This is a genomic window from Rhodopila sp., assembly GCF_035548235.1.
Taxonomy (GTDB): Bacteria; Pseudomonadota; Alphaproteobacteria; order Acetobacterales; family Acetobacteraceae; genus Rhodopila.
The window spans coordinates 12203-29751 of record NZ_DASZTJ010000284.1 but is presented as its reverse complement, the minus strand read 5'-3'; the positions used below and the strand labels follow the sequence as shown (position 1 = coordinate 29751).

Sequence of the window (17549 nt, the reverse complement as noted above, 5' to 3'; positions counted from 1 at the left end):
TAGCCGACGCCGGCGGCGGCGATGCGGTATGGCGGCAGGCCGGTGATGTCCCGGCCGAACAGCGTCACGCGGCCGGACCGTGGCGGAGTCAGGCCGACAAGACTGCGCAGCGTCGTGGTCTTCCCGGCGCCGTTCCGACCCAGCAGCGTGGTGATTCGGCCCTCGGCGACGGTCAGGCCGACATCGTGCAGGATGTGACTCTTGCCGTAATAGGTGTTCAGGCCTTCGGCGGTCAGAGCGCTCATGGTCAGGCTTGTCCCAGATAGGCGGCCTGGACGACCGTGTTTTCGGCGATTTCGTTCGGCGTGCCCTCGGCCAGCAGCTTGCCTTCGGCCAGCACCGTGATCTTGTCCGCGAGGTTGAACACGACACGCATGTCATGCTCGATCAGGACGATCGTATAGGCGCTGTTCTTATGCAGCCGGCGGATCAAATTCGCGACGGCGTAGGTCTCGTGCTCGCCCATCCCGGCCGTGGGTTCGTCCAGCAGCAGCAGGCGCGGTTTCAGCGTCAGCGCGGTGGCGATTTCCGCCGAACGTTGGTCGCCGTGGGAGAGTTCGCCGACCAGCCGGTCCGCCTTGCCGGTCAAGCCGGTCAGGGTCAGCGCTTCCTCGATGCCGCGATCGATCTCCGCCTTGGCCGCGGCGCTGAGCCATAGGCGCGTGCGGACGTTCTGGGCGGATTCGACGCCGATCCGGACGTTTTCCCGCACCGTCAGTTCGGGAAAGATCTCGGTGATCTGAAAGGTGCGGGCCATGCCCATATAGACGCGCCCGGTAACGGGAACCTTGGTGACGACCTTGCCGTCGAACACGATGTCCCCGGCGGTCGGGGCGAAGAACCCCGAGATCATGTTGAAGAACGTCGTCTTGCCGGCGCCGTTCGGGCCGATGATCGCCCGCAGCTCGCCCGCCGCGACCTGCATCGAGACGTCGCTGACCGCGGTCAGGCTGCCGAACCGCTTGGTGACATTGCGGACATCCAGCATGGTCATTTCGCCGAACTCCTTTGCAGCATGCCCAGGAGGCCTCGGGGGAAGAAGAGGACGACCAGGATGAAGATCAGCCCGACGAACGACATCCAGTTCGTCGTCATGGAAGAGATGTAGTCCTGCAGCACCACGAACAGCGCCGCGCCGACCAGCGGTCCCCAGAAGGCGCGCATGCCGCCCATCACCGCCATGATCACGATCTCACCCGACAGGGAGTAGTGCAGCCCCATCGGGTCCGCGAAGTTGTTGAGCAGCGCATACAACGCGCCGGCCAGTGCGGTGAACGCGCAGGAGATGGAGAAGGACAGCCAGATATGCCGCTCGATCGGGATGCCGAGGAAGCGGGCACGCCGTTCGTTTTCCCGGATCGCCAGCAAGGTGCGGCCGAAGGGTGAGGCCAGGATCAACGCCTGCAGCAGGGTGGCGACACCGAAAACGGCCAGCAGGAAATAGTAGAAGAGCGTGTCGTTGTTGGCGATGTCGAGCTTGGTGAAGAACAGGTCGATCGGTGCGCGGGTGAAGCCGCGCAGCCCGTCATAGCCGCCGGTCAGGCTGTCCCAGCTGTAGGCGATATAGAAGACGATCTGGCCGAAGGCGACCGTCACCATGGCGAAATAGACGCCGCGGCGCCGGACGATCAGCTTGCCGAACACGGTGCCCGCGATCCCGCCCAGCAGCACGCCCGCCAGGATCGCCAGCGGTGTGCTCGGCGTCAGGTAGCGGAGCGTCAGCCCGGCCCCGTAGGCGCCAAGGCCGAAATAGGCCGCGTGCCCGAAGCTCATGACCCCGGTGAACCCGAGGAGTATGTTGAACGACATGGCCGCGAGGCCCAGCACCAGCACCCGGCCCGCCAGGGCGGTATACCCGCCCAGCGCGGGGAGCCAGAACGGGACTGTCAGCAACAGCGCCCAGATGATGGCGCCGGTCAGCCAGGGATAGCGCCCCGGCATCCTAGCGGACGCCGACACGGACCCGGTGTCGGCGGGCGCGTTCGCGGCCGGCGTGGTTTCCGTAGATACGCTCATATCAGCATTCCTTCCTCGCCCATCAGGCCGCGGGGACGGACGATGAGGACAAGGAGCATGATGACGTAAATCACCGCTTCACTGGCGGCGGGCCAGACGATGGCGGTCAGCGCGGCGGCTACGCCGATCAGCAGGCCGCCCATCAGCGTGCCCGTCAGGCTGCCGACGCCGCCGACGATGATGGCGATGAAGCTGGGCATCAGCAGGTCGTCGCCCATGTTGGGGTTCAGGCCGATCTGCCCCGCCGCCAGCACGCCGGCGAGGCCGGCCAGCAGGGAGCCGACGGCGAAGTTCATCGACCGCAGCATCCCCACGTTCACCCCCAGCGCCGACACCGTGTCCAGATCGAGCGTTCCTGCTCGGATCCGGATCCCGACCCGCGTGTAGCGCAGGAAGGCGAACAGCCCGAGGACCGCCAGGACGACGATCACCACCATGAAGACGCGATACCAGGTGATGAAGAACAGGTCCGCCGACAGCGGCGCCGACAGCGCGTCGGGGACGGTCAACGGCAGCCCGTTGGGGCCCCAGATGTAGCGGCATGCGTCCTGGATGACGAAAGCGAGGCCGAATGTCAGCAGCAGGCTGTAGACCGGATCGCGCGGATAGACCCGGCGGATCATCAGCCGCTCGACGATGAAGCCCAGCAGCGCCGTGATGATGGGGGACACGATCAGCGCCCCCCAGAACCCGATATAGGGCGTCAGGACAAACGCGATGTAGCCGCCCAGCGCCAGGAAATTGCCGTGGGCGAAGTTGATGACGCTGGACAGGTTCAGGATCAGCGACAGCCCAAGGGCCATCAGCACGTAGAACGTGCCGATGATGAGCCCGTTGGTCACGTTGAACAGGATGAGTTGGAGCATCGGCCCAATCCCTTTTGGTTGAGGGGATCAGGCGGGATGCACCATCTTGCACCCTGTCTGTTCGACCGAACCGGCGGCCTTTTCGCCAGGCACGACGGCGCTGACGGTGAACACGTCGTCCGGGCCGCCCTTGCCCGGCGGATGGGCGTCACCCACGAAGATGTTGGACATCAACTGGTGGTCGCCGGCGCGATAGACGATCTTGCCCGGCTGCAGGGCGATGTCCGGCGGCAGCTCCAGGCCCTCCATCGCCGTGGCCATCTTCACGCTGTCCACGGCCTTCGCCTTGGCGGCCGCCAGGCGGACGGAATGCACGGCGGTGAAGCCGAACCAATGGCGAGCGCTGGGGGTCTTGCCGGCGGCTTTGCGGAAATCGGCGACGAACTTGGCGACCTCCGGCACGTTCGGCTGGTCCCACCACCACTCCATCGCCCAGGTGCCGGCCTGCGCCTCCTTCGGCACCGCCTTGATGCTCTCCAGCTCGAACAGGGCGCCGCCCAGGGCCATTTCCTTCTGCATGCCGAATTGCACGAACTGCTTCATGCAGTCGATCTGCGCCAGGCCGCCCATATTGTTCAGCAGCACGTTCGGCTTATAGGCCTTGGCCTGGATCAGCGTGGCGGAGAATTCCGTGGTGTTGATCGGCAGCACCGCGGCCTGGAACTCGCCGCCGACGGCTTTCAGGTTCTTGACGAATGCATCCTGCAGCGTATGGCCATAGGCATAGTCAGGCGTAATGAAGTAGAATTTCTTGCCGAAGCGCTTGATCAGGTCGCCGGTGACGGCCGAAGCGTCCATCGACGTCGTGTTGCAGATGCGAAAGACGTTCCACTTGCAGTCCGTGCCGGTGATCGGATCCGTGTGGCCGCCGGGGACGATATGCAGCACCTTCGCCGCCGTCGTGACCTGTGACATGGCATAGGCGATGCCGGAATTGACGTCGCCGAAGATGACGTCGACCTTGTCCCGCTCGATCAGCTTGTGGGTCTTCTGCACGCCGGTGCCGACGTCGTTCGCCGAATCTTCCACCAGGAGCTGGACCGGTCGCCCTAGGATGCCGCCGGATTTGTTAATCAAATCAACAGCATATTTGGCACCTTCCACTTCGCTCGCGGCCAGGGCGGAGAGGATCCCGGTCAAGGGATCGACCATGCCGATCTTCACGGGCGTTTCACCGCGGGCGGAAATCAGCGGCGGCGCGGCGAGCGCCGGGATCAACAGGCTGGACTGGAGTAGACGGCGGCGACCCAGGCGGGGGCCGGATACGATCGACATAGACGCTCTCCCTGTTAGGCGGTGTGTTTGAGTCCGCTATTGAGGGGGAATGTATGCGTCGCGAATCGACACGTCGAGTGGGTTTTTTGTAATCATTTGACCGCATGCATGGAATCACGTTTCCCAATGGGACGAGTCACGGCGTCCGATGGGAACAGCGTCACCGATGCCTTGGCCATCACAGCCGTCGGTTGAAATGCCTTACGGAAGAAAACGCCTGGTAATGGTGAGCAGCGCTCGGCGATGTGTCACAACAAAGCGGGCGACCGGCCTGATCCGAAGGGTTGGGAGTATGACCAGCTTTATCGGGATCCTGAGACTGAAACGGAGATGATCGCTGATGAAAGTCAGGTTCGCCAAGGCAGAGGCGCGTTGTTCGCGCGTGCCTTTGAGAACGGCTCGACACAGCTCCATCGACATCTGTCGGAAAAACCGCGGCGCGATCAGATCGCGGACGAAATATCGGTTCGACTCCGGGTCATTCGGGAATCGTGAGATCAGCATGCGCGCATATATCTCGCGGCTGATCGCCATCCTTGGCGAGTAAGAGCTGCTGGACCGGTATATGCGCCATTTCGATAGCGACTCGGGTATATACGCGTTGTCGAAGCCCGCCCGGAACAATCGCATGAACAGGTCATCATCCTCGTAACCAGACAAGCGGTCGTCGAAACCGCCGACACTGCGAAACGCCCTGCGGGAAACAAGCGAAGCCGAAGGAAGAATGAACATGTCCTGGGCCAGGCATGTCATCAGGTTGCGCTTTGGATGAGTTAAAGCATGATGCTGCAAGACTTGCAGGATGACCGTACCGCCCTGCTCGTCGATTTCATCCAGGTCGCTGTACGACCAGCCCAGTTCCGTGGCGCGATTCTCGAGATACGGTTCCAGCAGCCTTTCGAGATGGTTTGGGTACCAGACATCGTCCTGATCGAGGAAAGCAATGAGATCCCCGCTCGCCTGATCGACGCCGCGGTTGCGCGCGGCCGATTGACCCGCGTTTGCCTGGTCGATCAGCCGAATGGGAAACTCCTCCGCCAGGCGCTGAACGATGGCCGAACCATCGTCCGTGGAACCATCGTTGACGACGATGACCTCGTCGGGCTGGCGGGTTTGGCGAAAAACGCTGCGCAGGGCTTCCTCGATGAACCGGCCCCCGTTGTACAACGGTATGACGACGGTGATCAGCAGCTCGCGCTGGCTTAGTCCGGGCGACGGACCTGGTCCCAGGTAGCGTTCCAGGAAATCCAGTTCCGCGAGGCAGTGGCTGATACGGGCATCGTCGTGGATAGCGAGAGCCTGGCGTGTCTCGGCGAGCTGATCGACCACGAACCGAGATGCGATCAATTCCCGCTGGTCCGGATGGGCATCCATCAGCTTGCGGGTGTAAGCGATTCGCCTCGTTGGAGCGGCCTGCTCCCCCGTCGAAACGCGCTTCTGCGTCAGGGGCACGTCAAGGAAGACGCTGTCGTATCCGGCATGAAGGAGTCGTGTGAAAACATCGTCCCCCACATAATTGCCCAAAGCTTCGTCGAAGCCGCCGATAGCCTCCAATGCGCGGCGGGCGATCAGTGAAGCCGGCAAAGGCACCTGCATGTCCTGACGGAGACAATCGGCGATGTCCGCCTTTGGATGGTCAGCCGGATCCAGCGTGGAGCGAACCAGGATCCGGCCCTTGCAATCGATCTCGTCGATATTGCCGTACGTCCAGCCCAAGGGGCGATGCCGGACGACCTGGAAAGGGCGGATCAAAGCATCCAGATGCGTGGGATACCAAAGATTGCCCCGGTCCAGCAGCGCTATCAGGTCGCCGCGGGCATGGCGGACACCGAAATTGCGTGGGCCGGATTTGTCCTCCCTTGGTTGAGTTACCAACGTGATGGGGTGGCGTTCAGCCAGCTTTCGGACGATGTCAGGACCTTTATCGGTTGAGCACATGTCGACGACGATGACTTCGCTGACCGGCCTCGTCTGCTGAAACACCGAAAGCAGCGCCGCTTCGACCGTACTGGCATCGTTATGAATTGTCATGACGACTGTTACGGTCAGGGCATCGTGGGAAAGGGAGGTCGGGCGGATGTCCTCAAGGGAACAATTGATGTCGGTATTGCCAACCGTGAGTTCATCGGAGTCCAAAGGCATTTGTTCCAAGCTTGATATGAGATGGGATCCCGGGGATGCCTTTATAGGAAAGCCGACCGTAACTTCCGTCACCATGTTCGTCCCTTACCATACGGCCATGTATGAATACCAGGGTACCCCGACTGGGACCGAATCGGTCGAGGAAAGTGAGGAGGGAGCCTCCTTCGATTGCGGGTCCGACAACGCCGTACCACTGTCAGTGACTACCATAGGTTGCAGGGACTCGCAGATGGATCGAATGACCTGTCTTCCGGCGTCGGCGGACCGCTCCCACCGGATCCAGGAGGTCGCCACCGGCTATAACCCGGTGGCGCCGAAGGTGGCCGGATCGGCTTTCAGAAATCAGCGAGCCGCATCATCCGCCCCGGGGGCCAAATTTCGATCGCCCTTTCCGATCGCCGCTATTGCTTTGACTGCTTCAAGCCTTGGACGACACCGGAGATCTTCTGGAGGCCCACGCACGGAGACTGACGCGGCACAGCATCAGAACTGCCTTCACCCACTTGGCCTATTCGGCCGTGGTAGGGCCCCAACTGGGCTGGGGGCCACGGCCGGCGGCACCACCCGTCCTGCTAGACCCATTCGAGGCGGTCGCGTCATTCCGCGAAGATGCCGAATACACAGACTTTCACGCCTGGCATTTTTTGCCGTTCCGCTTTGAGCTGGCGATTCCGGAACTCGGCCTGCTTGGGCTCTCGGACAGGGATGTTGAGAAACTTGAAGGCCCCGAGGGCTTCGAGTTCTTCGGCCTTCTCCGCCGGGGACCCGAAACAGCTCTGAGCACTGACGTCCTGCAAGAAAGGCGCAGGCATCTACTCGTTCAGCAGTTGGCTGAAGTCGGAGAGCAGGTGGATTTCATGCTTGGCGAGTATCGCTGAGGGTATCGACGGCGATCGATACCCTCAGGCGATTACTCAGGTGTAGCTGATCTTTCCGGCCAGCGCGCTCGTGCTCGTCAGATCGGAGAAGGTGATCTTCGTATTGTCCGAGAGCGTCAGCATGACCCCCGACGAACCCACCACGGCCGAGTTCAAAAGGCTCTGGGCCGATTGCGATGGGTCGTAGCCGACCAGGAACAGGCTGTCATTGGAATTGAAGCCGGTAATCGTGTCGGACGCGCCACCTCCGATCGAGGTGCTTGCGGCAAAGAACGCGAGCGAGTTCGCGCCCCCGCCGGTGAGGAACAGATCGGAGCCCGAACCGCCGAACAGGGTCTCGTTCGCATTCGATGCGGTGCCGTTGAGCGTTTCGCTGCCCGTACCGGCGACCATTGTCAGGCCACCGCTGCTGCCGGTGGTCGTCACGTTATAGGTGACGTTCGAGCCGGAGCTGCCGAAGAGCGTCGTGCCGCCCGAACCGTCGCTGCCGGTGATCGTCAGGTTGCTGTCTGCGCTTGGTGCGATGACCCCGCCGCCACCGCCAAGGGTGATCGAGCCGCTTGTCGCACCGACCAGCGTTGCAGTGCCGGCCCCGCCAACGAAGGCCAGGGGACCCGAACCGCCGAAGACGAGGGGGTTGGCGTCGCCGGTCGCGGTGACAGTCTCAGGGCCGGAACCGCCAACGATGGTTGCGTTGGAGCCGGATACCGCAACGTTGCTGGATCCGCTGCCGCCAAACACCAAGTCGCTGGACCCGGCCGCCGTGACGGAGGCGTTTGCCCCAAACGAGGCAATGGTCGCGGCGTCGCCCTGGGCATCGACATTGAACTGGGAACCGCCCAAGGTGTTTCCGAACACCACGTCGGACGAGCCCGAGACAGTAACCGTCGCCCCGCCCTGGCCCGCCGCCAGGGTCTCGCTCGCCCCGCCGAGCGTGGCTACCAAGCTGTCGCTACCGCCCAGGATACCGTCGCCGGACCCGGTCGCATTCACGGTGCTTGAGCCGACCGGCGCCACCACCAGAACGTTATCGCCGGACGCCGACACGCTGGTCCCGGGGCCAGAGCTGTTGGCAACGACCACGCCGCTTCCGGATGCGTTGATGGTGCCCGTACCGTTGCCGAACACGACACCGCCGTCGACGTCGATATCGTACGTGCCGGACGCCGTGACCGTGCTCGGCCCCAACGACGCGACCGAGGAATTCCCGGACACATTGAAAACACCGCCGACGCTGCCGGCGACGATTGCGACATTCGAACCCGTCAGGGTCGGCGCCGTGGAGGACGCAACCCCGACGGCCTTGTAGCCGGAGGGGATGGAAGCGTCGACGGATCCGCTGCCGGTGATGACAAGCTCTGCGGTGGTGGAGGGCGGCGTGGTCGTCGCTCCGGGGAGAGACGTGACCGACCCGCTGGCCGATATAGGAGTAACTGTAATCCCACCTGCAATCGTAGATAGTGCGTAACCGATCGCTGAAGCGAGATTGTTGACACCTGAACCAATCGTAACTGCCTGTCCAGACGACCCGGGGATTGTAATCGTGGCCATAGCCCTCTCCGTTACGCGTCGAAACCCAGGCGCCCTAGCGCCTCGCTTGAGGTAGCTTCTATCGGGTTTCGCCGGGTTTGAGCAATCTTTTTCTTTTCGTTTTTGGGAAGTGTGCCGATCCGATCCGATCACGCTTGCGCAAACGCAGCATCGTACCGCCTACCATCTCCAGACGATCCTTGCGCGCACCGCCGCCCAAACCCCCCACCGCAGAATCGTTCCGGAGGCGCCGCCAATATCCGGATTTGCCAAGAATACCAATGCATGCAGCCCAGGAGAGGGCAATGTACGGAAGCAGATCGTTGCCAATCGCGGCCGTAACCATCGCGTCCCTTGGCGAGCGGCGGGCCGACTCTGGCGTAACCTTTTGCAATCAAGCCGGCGCCGACCAGACTGCCGACAAGGGCAAGGCAGGACTGTCACAGAAGTTAAACGAGATCGCCGGCCAGTAATTGATTTGCCGATAAGCAATAATATCGAAGAGGCGATACCATTCTGCTACAGTAATACTTTCTGTATCAAAAATGCTGCAACGCAGCACGCCCCGCGCGCGTCCAACTTTCTTATTCGTCGCGGATACTAAATGAACCCATACGCATGAAAGATTAACATGCTGGCCATCTGGCCGTAATTACCCCATCCAAATCTCTGAGACTCGTCCCGCTCAAAGCGACTTCTTTTTTGCACGATGCCGTCCCGATAGAGGAGACGGGCCTAGCGCCCCCGGAACGCCGGTCGCCGCTTCTCCATGAAGGCGCGCCGACCCTCGATGTAGTCCTCGCTCTCGAAGCAAGCGGTCACCAGCCGCGCGCACAGAGCGGCATCGTAATCGGGACCCTTCAGCAATTCTCCCACGGTCCGCTTCAGCGTGTTGATCGTCATCGGCGCATTGTCGGCGATTGTGGCACAATAACCACGCGTGTACGTCTCCAGCTCCGCCACCGGCACCACCCGATTCACCAGGCCCATCGTCAGCGCCTCCGCCGCGGTGAAATGCCGCGCGGTATAGAAAATCTCCTTGGTGAAGGACGGCCCGACGACCTCCATCAGTTTCTTCACCCCCGGCGCGCCGTAGCCAAGGCCAAGCCTGGAGGCGGGGATGCCGAAGCGGGCGGACTCCGATGCGATGCGCAGGTCGCATTCCAGCGCGATCCCCATCCCGCCGCCGATACACCAGCCGTTGATCATGGCGATCGTCGGCTTGCCGCAGTTGATAAGTCGGGCACTCGCCTCGTCCGAAACGCGGTCGTAGTTCCTGTTCCCCTCCCCGGACGCGCGCTGCGCCTCGAATTCCGAAATGTCCGCGCCGGACACGAAGGCCTGGTCGCCGGCACCCTTCAGCACCACGACACGCACGGCCGGGTCCTTTTCGAAGTGGTCGATGATCTCGGGAATTGCCGCCCACATATCCAGCGACACCGCGTTGCGCCGGGCCGGCTTGTTGAAGATCATCCAGCCGATCGCGCCATCGATCTCGGCGATCATGTTCTCGGTGTTCAGTTTCAGGCTGGCGCGGGCGGTCATTCTCTCTCTCCTTCCGGTCCGGGTATGGGGTGATCGTTCCGGACCTCGTTCCCCTAGGCCGCATATCGTCGGGTGGCGCATCGGCGCGCAAGAGGGTTTCCGAGACTCACTTATATAAAGGAGTCAGCGGCGCGGATCGGTTGACGGGTCAGTTGCCGGGGGCGGCGGGACCATGATCGCCGCTGGCCCGATACACGGCATCCCGCCGTCCCGGCGATAGAGGATGCCGATCGGACGGCTCGGTCTCGTCGCCACCGGCCAAACGCCGTCTGCCCGCCGGCAAGATGGCCGGGACGGCGATGCCCGCATGGACGGATGTATCGCAAAGCCCGCGACGCCTGACGCCGCCGCGGTTCGCCGTGACAGTGTGACACCGTCCCCCGCCTTTCGACGAGAACGCCGCGACGGCTGCGAAACCGACGCCATGCGCCGGCGGGATCAGAGCAGGAAGACGCCCATCCCGATCAGGATGAGAGCCACGACGACGACCGAAAAGACCATCGCGGAGGTGAAGCCTGACCACATCCGCTGCCGATCTTCGGTCAGCGCCTCCATCGTTTCAGGTCCATCGTACCGAGCAATCCCATGGTCGGCCATTCGTCTATCACCCAAGAAATCCGTTGCGTGTTCTTATGGCAAGGCGCCCGGCTTGGGCAAGGGGTTCGCCAGCCAGGCCGTCGGGTCGGGCCGCGCGCCGCCGCCGGTGACCAGCGCGGCCAGGGCGGCAGGATAGAGCGCGTTCTCCATGCGCAGCACGCGGGCGGCGAGGACATCCGCGTTGTCGTCCGGCAAAACCGGCACCGCGGCCTGCGCCAGGATCGGTCCCGCGTCCATGTCCTCGGTTACCAGGTGGACGGTGCAGCCATGCAGCTTCGCCCCGGCATCCAGCGCGCGTTCATGCGTGTGCAGGCCGGGAAAGGCGGGCAGCAGACTGGGATGGATGTTCAGCATGCGGCCTCGCCAGGCATTCACCAGGAAAGGGGTCAGCAGCCGCATATACCCGGCAAGGCAGACATACTCGACCCCGGCGTCCCGCAGCCTGGCATCGATCGCCGCCTCATGCGCCGGCCGATCGCCCCGGAAGCTTCGATGATCGATCGCCTCCGCCGGAATCCCGGCCGCCCGGGCGATCTCCAGGCCGGGGGCGGCGGGATTGTTCGACAGCACCAGCGCGATGCGGGCCGGATAGCCCGGATCGGCCGCCGCCGCGACCAGCGCGGCCATGTTGGTGCCCCGGCCGCTGATCAGCACCGCGACCCGCTTGCGGGCGTCGGTCATGGCGCGAGCCAACCTTCCGGCGGATCGATCGTGACGCTGGCGGAACCTGGCGCCGCCTCGATCCGGCCGAGCGGGTGGACGGTTTCGCCCTGGTCGTGCAGCAAGCGAGTGGCGGCCTCGGCGTCGGAAACGATGACCGCCATGCCGATCCCACAGTTGAAGACGCGCAGCATCTCGGCCGGCGCGACGCGTCCGGTGGCGGCCAGCCAGCGGAACACCGGCGGCATCGGCCAGTCCGCGCGCAGCGCCGCCCGCGTGCCGTCCGGCAGCGCTCTGGGCAGGTTGCCGGGCAGGCCCCCGCCGGTGATGTGCGCCGCCCCTTTCAGCAGCCCCGCCCGGTGCAGCGCCAGCAGGGCGCGCGCATAGATCCGCGTCGGCGTCATCAGTGCCTGCCCCAGGCTTTGGTCCGGCGCGAAAGGCGCGGCGTCCCCCCAACCCAGCCCGGCAGTGCTCACGACCCGGCGAACCAGGGAGAACCCGTTGGAATGCACCCCCGAACTGGCAAGCCCCAACACCGCGTCGCCCGGCGCCACCCCGGCCGGCAGCAGCCGCGTCCGCTCCGCCGCCCCGACCGCGAAGCCCGCCAGGTCGTAGTCGCCGGCGGCGTACATGCCCGGCATCTCCGCCGTCTCGCCGCCGACCAGCGCGCAGCCGGCCTGGCGGCAGCCGTCGGCGATGCCGGCGATCACCTGCCGGGCCTGATCGACCGACAGGTGTCCGGTGGCAAAATAATCCAGGAAAAACAATGGCTCGGCACCCTGGACGATCAGATCGTTGACGCACATTGCCACCAGGTCGATGCCAACGCCGCCATGCAATCCGGTCTCGATGGCGATCTTCAGCTTGGTGCCGACGCCATCGGTGGTGGACACCAGCACCGGATCGGCGAATCCCGCCGCCTTCAGGTCGAACAGCGCGCCGAAGCCGCCCAGGCCACCCATGACGCCGGCGCGTCCGGTTGCCTTGGCCAGCGGCTTGATCGCCTCCACCAGGGCGTCGCCCGCGTCGATATCGACGCCGGAGGCATGGTAGCTGAGGCCATCGGCGGCTGCCGTCACGGCTGGTCGGCGATGGTGTTCGGTTTGGTGATCGGGACCGGTCATGACAAATCCCTATATCGCGAAGCCCCAGCCCCACAACAGCCGCACAAACGCGCTATGGTCAAAGATGGCGGTCCCGGTGCGGAATCGTCCTGAAAGGCGGACGAAGCGGATGTTCGGATGGTACGGCATGATGCCGGCGGGCGATACCGGAGGAGACGATGCCTGAAGCTCCGGCGCCTCGGCCCGGCATGGCGGCGATCCTGTTCACGCTGCCCAACCTGATCACGTTCGGCCGGATCTGCGCCGTCCCCCTCGCCTTCTGGGCGCTGCTGCGGCATCGGATGGACGAGGCGTTCGTGATCTTCGTCGCCGCCGGACTGTCGGATGCACTCGACGGCTGGCTGGCGCGCCGGCGCGGGGGCGGCAACCTCCTGGGCGCCGTGATGGACCCCGTCGCCGACAAGGCGCTGCTGGTGACGATGTATATCAGCCTGGCCGCCGTGGACGTGCTGCCCGACTGGCTGGCGATCCTGGTCGTGTTCCGCGACCTGGTGATCGTCGGCGGCATCCTGCTGATGGCGGTGCTGGGACATGAGATCACCATCCAGCCTCTCTATATATCGAAGCTGAACACCGTGCTGCAGATCCTGCTGGTCGCCGTCAGCCTGCTGGAGAGCGGATTCGGGCTGGGCATCCCCATCCTGACAGTCGTATTGATCTGGTGCGTCGCTGTGACGACCCTGGCCTCGGGCACGGCGTATGTCTGGAATGCCGCGCGTGGAGAGTAAAGTGCCTCCGGACGATCAGAAACCGCTGCCGGACCAGCACGTGGAGCAGCCGGCTCCCGTCTACCACGCGACGCGGGTCCAACGGTTCGCGCTGATCATCGGCCTGCTGATCGCGCTCTGGCTGGCGCTGCAGCTGTTCGCCTCGGTGCTGGCGCCGTTCGTGGCGGCGGCGGTGATCGCCTATGCGCTCGATCCGCCGACGACGATGCTGTCCCGGCTGGGCGTGCGGCGCGGTGCGGCGGCGGTGATCATGATGTTCGCCCTCGTCGCCTCGGCGCTGATGTTCGCGCTGTTGCTGTATCCGCTGGTGATCGGCCAGATCGGTTTGCTGGTGAACCGGATCCCGCAATACGCCACCCTGCTGCAAGGCTGGGCGCGGGAGGTGCTGACCGACCTGCAGGACAATTTCGGCACCGAAGTCGTCAACGACAAGCTGCGTGACGTCGTCAGCGGCCAAGCCGGCTCGATGCTGAGCATCCTGCTGTCCACCGTCACGAGCCTGATCGGCAGCGGGTTCGCCATCTTCAACCTGTTGTCGCTGATGGTCGTGACCCCCGTCGTCGGCTTCTACCTGCTGCGCGACTGGCCCAACATCGTGCGGATGGTCGATTCCTGGCTGCCCTACCGCTATCGGGGGGTGATCCGGGCGCAGGCGCGGGAGGTCGATCGGATCCTGTCGGCCTGGGTGCGCGGACAGGCGCTGTGCTGCGTGCTGCTGGCACTCTATTACGCCGTCGCGCTGACGATCGCGGGATTGGACCTGGGTCTGATCGTCGGGTTGGCGGCCGGTCTCCTGTCCTTCATCCCCTATGTCGGCTCGATCACCGGCGGCGTCACCGCGCTGGCCCTGGCGATGGCGCAGTTCCCGCAATGGCGCGGCGTGATCGTCGTCGCGGCGGTGCTGGCGATCGGCCAGATCCTGGAAGGTTACGTCATCTATCCGCGCTTCCTGGGCGACAGGGTCGAATTGCCGGCCGTCTGGGTCATCTTCGCCCTGTTCGCCGGCGGCGCCGCGTTCGGCTTCCTGGGCGTGATGCTCGCCGTTCCGGTGGCGGCGACCATCGGCGTGTTGTGCCGGTTCTGGCTGCGCCGCTACCTCGCCAGCCCGCTCTACCTGGACCCCCCATCGACGTGACCGAGCAGGACCAACTGCCGCTGCCGTTCCAGAACCGGCCGGACTACGATCCCGCCGACTTCGTCCCCGCGTCATCCAACGACGCCGCCCTGCGCTGGCTCGCTCGGGACGACTGGCCGGACCGGCGGCTGGCGCTGTGGGGGCCGGAGGGCTGCGGCAAGACCCACCTTCTGCACATCTGGACCCAACGCCACGCCGGCACGCTGCTGGATGGACGCACATTGGCGGACCTGAGCGGCCTGCCGGACGGCGGCTGCCTGGCGCTGGACGACGCGGACCAGGTGCGAGACCCGGAACTGCTGCTGCACCTGTTGAACACCGCCAGGGACCGTGGCCTGAAACTCCTGCTCGCCGCCCGGTCCGCCCCGGCGCGCTGGCCGGTCAGCCTGCCCGACCTGTCAAGCCGGTTGCGAGCCATCAATGCGGTCGAGATCGACGGTCCGGACGATACGCTGCTGCAGATGCTGCTGGTCCGGGCGTTGGCGGTCCGGCAGCTGGATGTGGCGGAAACGGCGCGGACATGGCTGCTGCGGCACACGCCGCGCACTGCCTCCGGCGTGCAGGAGGCAGTGCGGCGCCTGGACATGGAAAGCCTCCAGCAGCACAAACCGATCACCAGGGCCTTCGCCGCGCGGGTCTTGGGCACGCCGGAGGCCGATTTTTCGGATGACGTCTCCCCACGTGAAGATTCGATGTCGCGCCCGGAACACTCGCCCAAATTATTGGATGGTCTGTAGACTGCCCTGACTTCGAAGGGACGGCAGCATGGCGACCAAGCAGGATGTGACCCGACTGACCGCGATGACGATGACCTCGCTCGAGCCCCCGCGGGAGGAGCAAGTCGTCCATCACCCCGCCCCTGCCAATCCCCTGGACAGCCCGACGCGTTTCATCAATCGCGAATTGTCGTGGCTCGACTTCAACCACCGAGTCCTGGAAGAGGCCGAGAATGTCCGCCATCCGCTGCTGGAGCGGCTGCGCTTCCTGTCCATCAGCGCGTCGAACCTGGACGAATTCTACTCCGTGCGCGTCGCCGGCCTGATCGGGCAGGCGAAGGCGGAAGCGACGGTGACCTCGGCCGACGGGCGCACCGCGGCCCAGCAGCTTACGGTGATCAAGCAGCGGGCCGAGGAACTGCTGGCCGACCAGCAGCGGATCCTGCACGACCTGTTGGGGTTGATGCGCGGCGCCGGGATCGCCCTGTGCGCGACGGATTCCCTGACCGAGGCGGACAAGGCCTGGCTGGAAGCCTGGTTCATGGAGCGGGTATTCCCCGTCATCACGCCGCTGGCCGTCGATCCGGCCCACCCGTTCCCGTTCATCCAGAATTTCGGCCTGGTGCTCGCCCTGCTGCTGACCCGGGAAGAAGATGGCCAGGGCATGCGCGGCCTGCTGCCGCTGTCCAGCCAGGTGGAGCGCTTCATCCGCCTGCCCGCCACCGCCGAGGACGCGCCGATCCGCTTCATCCTGCTGGAAGACATCGTCGTTCTGTTCCTGGACCGGGTCTTTCCCGGCTTCCGCCTCAGCGGCCACGGCATGTTCCGCCTGATCCGCGATACCGACGTGGAGTTCGAGGAAGAGGCCGAAGACCTCGTCCGTTCCTATGAGACCGCGCTGAAGCGCCGCCGCCGCGGCGTCGCCATCCACCTGGAACTGGCCGAGGGGATGCCGGCGGAACTGCGTGAGCTGGTCGTGGATGAGCTGAACGTGGCGCCGGACGAGATTCATGAGGGCCAGCGGATGCTCGCCCTGGCCGACACCAAGCAGATGATCGTCGATGACCGGCACGACCTGCTGTTCCCGCCCTATACGCCGCGCTTCCCGGAACGCATCCGCGACTTCGGCGGCGACTGCTTCGCGGCGATCCGCGCCAAGGACATCATCGTCCACCATCCGTACGAGAGCTTCGACGTCGTGGTGCAGTTCCTGCGGCAGGCGGCCCAGGACCCGGCGGTCATCTCCATCAAGCAGACGCTGTACCGCACCAGCCGCGACAGCACGATCGTCAATGCGCTGATCGAGGCGGCCGAGGCCGGCAAGTCGGTCACCGCCATGGTGGAATTGCGGGCACGCTTCGATGAGGAAGCGAACATCCGTCTCGCCCGCCGGATGGAGGCGGCCGGCGTGCAGGTCGTGTTCGGCTTCACCGGCCTGAAGACCCATGCCAAGCTGTCCCTCGTCGCTCGGCGTGAAGCCGGGGCGATCCGGTCCTATGCGCATTTCGGCACAGGCAACTACCATCCGATCACCGCGCGCATCTACACCGACCTGAGCTTCTTCACCTCCGACCCTGCCCTCACCCGCGATTCCGCGCGCCTGTTCAACTTCATGACCGGCTACGCGCGGCCCGAGACGATGGATGAGCTGGGGTTCAGCCCCCTGACCACCCGCACCCGGCTGCTGGAGCTGATCCAGCGCGAGATCGGCTTCGCGCAGGCCGGCAAGCCCGCGACGATCTGGCTGAAGATGAACAGCCTGACGGACGTTCAGCTCATCGACGCGCTCTATGCCGCCTCCAACGCCGGCGTGCACGTGATGGCCGTGGTGCGCGGCATCTGCTGCCTGCGGCCCGGCGTCCCCGGCATGTCGGAGAACATCCGCGTGAAGTCCATCGTCGGCCGGTTCCTGGAGCATGGGCGCATCATCGTCTTCGGCAACGGCCACGCCCTGCCGCACCGGGAGGCGCTGGTGTTCATCAGCTCCGCCGACTGGATGGAACGCAACATGGACTGGCGGGTCGAGACCTTGGTGCCGATCCACAATCCGACCGTCCATACCCAGGTGCTGGATCAGATCATGGTGATCAACCTGAAGGACACGCTGCAATCCTGGGAACTGAACGCATCCGGCGTGTGGCAGCGGCTGGCGCCGGGCCGGCGGCCGGTCTCGGCGCATGAATATTTCATGACCAACCCCTCCCTGTCCGGCCGGGGCACGGCATTGCACGGCCCGGCTTCCGTCGCCGGTGTGCCGTCCCCGGTTGCCGGCGTGACGTCGGTGGGGCTAACACGACGGCGCCAGGATCGCGTCAATCAGGACTAACGCCAGGGACC

General features: G+C 64.7%; 15 protein-coding genes. 5 read left to right on the top strand and 10 right to left on the bottom strand.

All coding sequences use genetic code 11. The features are described from left to right. The 6 genes from VHB27_RS23105 to VHB27_RS23080 form a co-directional block, all read right to left on the bottom strand. Positions 1 to 245: ATP-binding cassette domain-containing protein (locus tag VHB27_RS23105; RefSeq protein WP_325605052.1), on the bottom strand; the 245-nt coding region annotated here is incomplete at its 3' end. 2 nt (positions 246 to 247) lie between these two features. Continuing rightward, positions 248 to 994, bottom strand: a complete 747-nt coding sequence (locus VHB27_RS23100) for an ABC transporter ATP-binding protein (RefSeq protein WP_325605050.1) — start codon at positions 992 to 994, stop codon at positions 248 to 250. Continuing rightward, positions 991 to 2016, bottom strand: coding sequence for a branched-chain amino acid ABC transporter permease (locus VHB27_RS23095; RefSeq protein WP_325605048.1), 1026 nt, complete (start codon positions 2014 to 2016; stop codon positions 991 to 993). The genes VHB27_RS23100 and VHB27_RS23095 overlap by 4 nt, the downstream gene beginning before the upstream one ends. Next, the gene (locus VHB27_RS23090) at positions 2013 to 2882 is read right to left on the bottom strand and encodes a branched-chain amino acid ABC transporter permease (protein WP_325605046.1); all 870 of its coding nucleotides are present in this window, start codon (positions 2880 to 2882) and stop codon (positions 2013 to 2015) included. The genes VHB27_RS23095 and VHB27_RS23090 overlap by 4 nt, the downstream gene beginning before the upstream one ends. A gap of 27 nt (positions 2883 to 2909) precedes the next feature. Further along, positions 2910 to 4157 (bottom strand): ABC transporter substrate-binding protein, encoded by a 1248-nt coding sequence (locus tag VHB27_RS23085; RefSeq protein WP_325605044.1) that lies wholly within the window; start codon positions 4155 to 4157, stop codon positions 2910 to 2912. Between the two features lie 201 nt (positions 4158 to 4358). Further along, positions 4359 to 6293 carry a glycosyltransferase family 2 protein gene (locus VHB27_RS23080; RefSeq protein ID WP_325605042.1) on the bottom strand — a complete coding sequence of 645 codons (1935 nt, stop codon included), beginning with the start codon at positions 6291 to 6293 and terminating at the stop codon, positions 4359 to 4361. 431 nt (positions 6294 to 6724) lie between these two features. Between VHB27_RS23080 and VHB27_RS23075 the strand changes: the two genes are divergently transcribed. Beyond that, entirely contained in the window at positions 6725 to 7177 is a 453-nt protein-coding gene (locus VHB27_RS23075) for a hypothetical protein (protein ID WP_325605040.1), read from the top strand. 36 nt (positions 7178 to 7213) lie between these two features. On the opposite strand, the gene VHB27_RS23070 is transcribed toward VHB27_RS23075, so the two are convergent. The 4 genes from VHB27_RS23070 to purM form a co-directional block, all read right to left on the bottom strand. Then, entirely contained in the window at positions 7214 to 8728 is a 1515-nt protein-coding gene (locus VHB27_RS23070) for a beta strand repeat-containing protein (RefSeq protein ID WP_325605038.1), read from the bottom strand. Between the two features lie 714 nt (positions 8729 to 9442). Then, complete coding sequence (locus VHB27_RS23065; protein ID WP_325605036.1) at positions 9443 to 10252, bottom strand: enoyl-CoA hydratase; 810 nt, start codon at positions 10250 to 10252, stop codon at positions 9443 to 9445. 630 nt (positions 10253 to 10882) lie between these two features. Beyond that, on the bottom strand, positions 10883 to 11530 hold the full coding sequence (purN, locus tag VHB27_RS23060; RefSeq protein WP_325605034.1) for a phosphoribosylglycinamide formyltransferase: 648 nt from the start codon (positions 11528 to 11530) through the stop codon (positions 10883 to 10885). Continuing rightward, positions 11527 to 12633: a phosphoribosylformylglycinamidine cyclo-ligase gene (gene purM, locus VHB27_RS23055; protein WP_325605032.1), complete on the bottom strand. Its 1107-nt coding sequence runs from the start codon at positions 12631 to 12633 to the stop codon at positions 11527 to 11529. Before purM ends, purN begins: the two co-directional genes overlap by 4 nt. A gap of 158 nt (positions 12634 to 12791) precedes the next feature. On the opposite strand from purM, the gene VHB27_RS23050 reads away from it, so the two are divergent. From VHB27_RS23050 to VHB27_RS23035, 4 genes are read left to right on the top strand one after another with little or no spacing between them, the layout of a single operon-like run. After that, a complete protein-coding gene (locus VHB27_RS23050) occupies positions 12792 to 13361 on the top strand; it encodes a CDP-alcohol phosphatidyltransferase family protein (RefSeq protein WP_325605030.1) in 570 nt (189 codons plus the stop codon). A 1-nt stretch (position 13362) separates the two neighbouring features. After that, positions 13363 to 14496, top strand: a complete 1134-nt coding sequence (locus VHB27_RS23045; protein WP_325605027.1) for an AI-2E family transporter — start codon at positions 13363 to 13365, stop codon at positions 14494 to 14496. Further along, on the top strand, positions 14493 to 15233 hold the full coding sequence (locus tag VHB27_RS23040) for a chromosomal replication initiator DnaA (RefSeq protein WP_325605025.1): 741 nt from the start codon (positions 14493 to 14495) through the stop codon (positions 15231 to 15233). The genes VHB27_RS23045 and VHB27_RS23040 overlap by 4 nt, the downstream gene beginning before the upstream one ends. 55 nt (positions 15234 to 15288) lie before the next feature. After that, positions 15289 to 17538, top strand: a complete 2250-nt coding sequence (locus VHB27_RS23035) for an RNA degradosome polyphosphate kinase (protein WP_413788638.1) — start codon at positions 15289 to 15291, stop codon at positions 17536 to 17538. Positions 17539 to 17549: the final 11 nt, after the last annotated feature.

Coding starts and splice junctions, on each gene's coding strand:
- VHB27_RS23100 (WP_325605050.1), bottom strand. CDS start 994: ATGACCATGCTGGATGTCCGCAATGTCACCAAGCGGTTCGGCAGCCTG.
- VHB27_RS23095 (WP_325605048.1), bottom strand. CDS start 2,016: ATGAGCGTATCTACGGAAACCACGCCGGCCGCGAACGCGCCCGCCGAC.
- VHB27_RS23090 (WP_325605046.1), bottom strand. CDS start 2,882: ATGCTCCAACTCATCCTGTTCAACGTGACCAACGGGCTCATCATCGGC.
- VHB27_RS23085 (WP_325605044.1), bottom strand. CDS start 4,157: ATGTCGATCGTATCCGGCCCCCGCCTGGGTCGCCGCCGTCTACTCCAG.
- VHB27_RS23070 (WP_325605038.1), bottom strand. CDS start 8,728: ATGGCCACGATTACAATCCCCGGGTCGTCTGGACAGGCAGTTACGATT.
- VHB27_RS23065 (WP_325605036.1), bottom strand. CDS start 10,252: ATGACCGCCCGCGCCAGCCTGAAACTGAACACCGAGAACATGATCGCC.
- purN (WP_325605034.1), bottom strand. CDS start 11,530: ATGACCGACGCCCGCAAGCGGGTCGCGGTGCTGATCAGCGGCCGGGGC.
- purM (WP_325605032.1), bottom strand. CDS start 12,633: ATGACCGGTCCCGATCACCAAACCGAACACCATCGCCGACCAGCCGTG.
- VHB27_RS23050 (WP_325605030.1), top strand. CDS start 12,792: ATGCCTGAAGCTCCGGCGCCTCGGCCCGGCATGGCGGCGATCCTGTTC.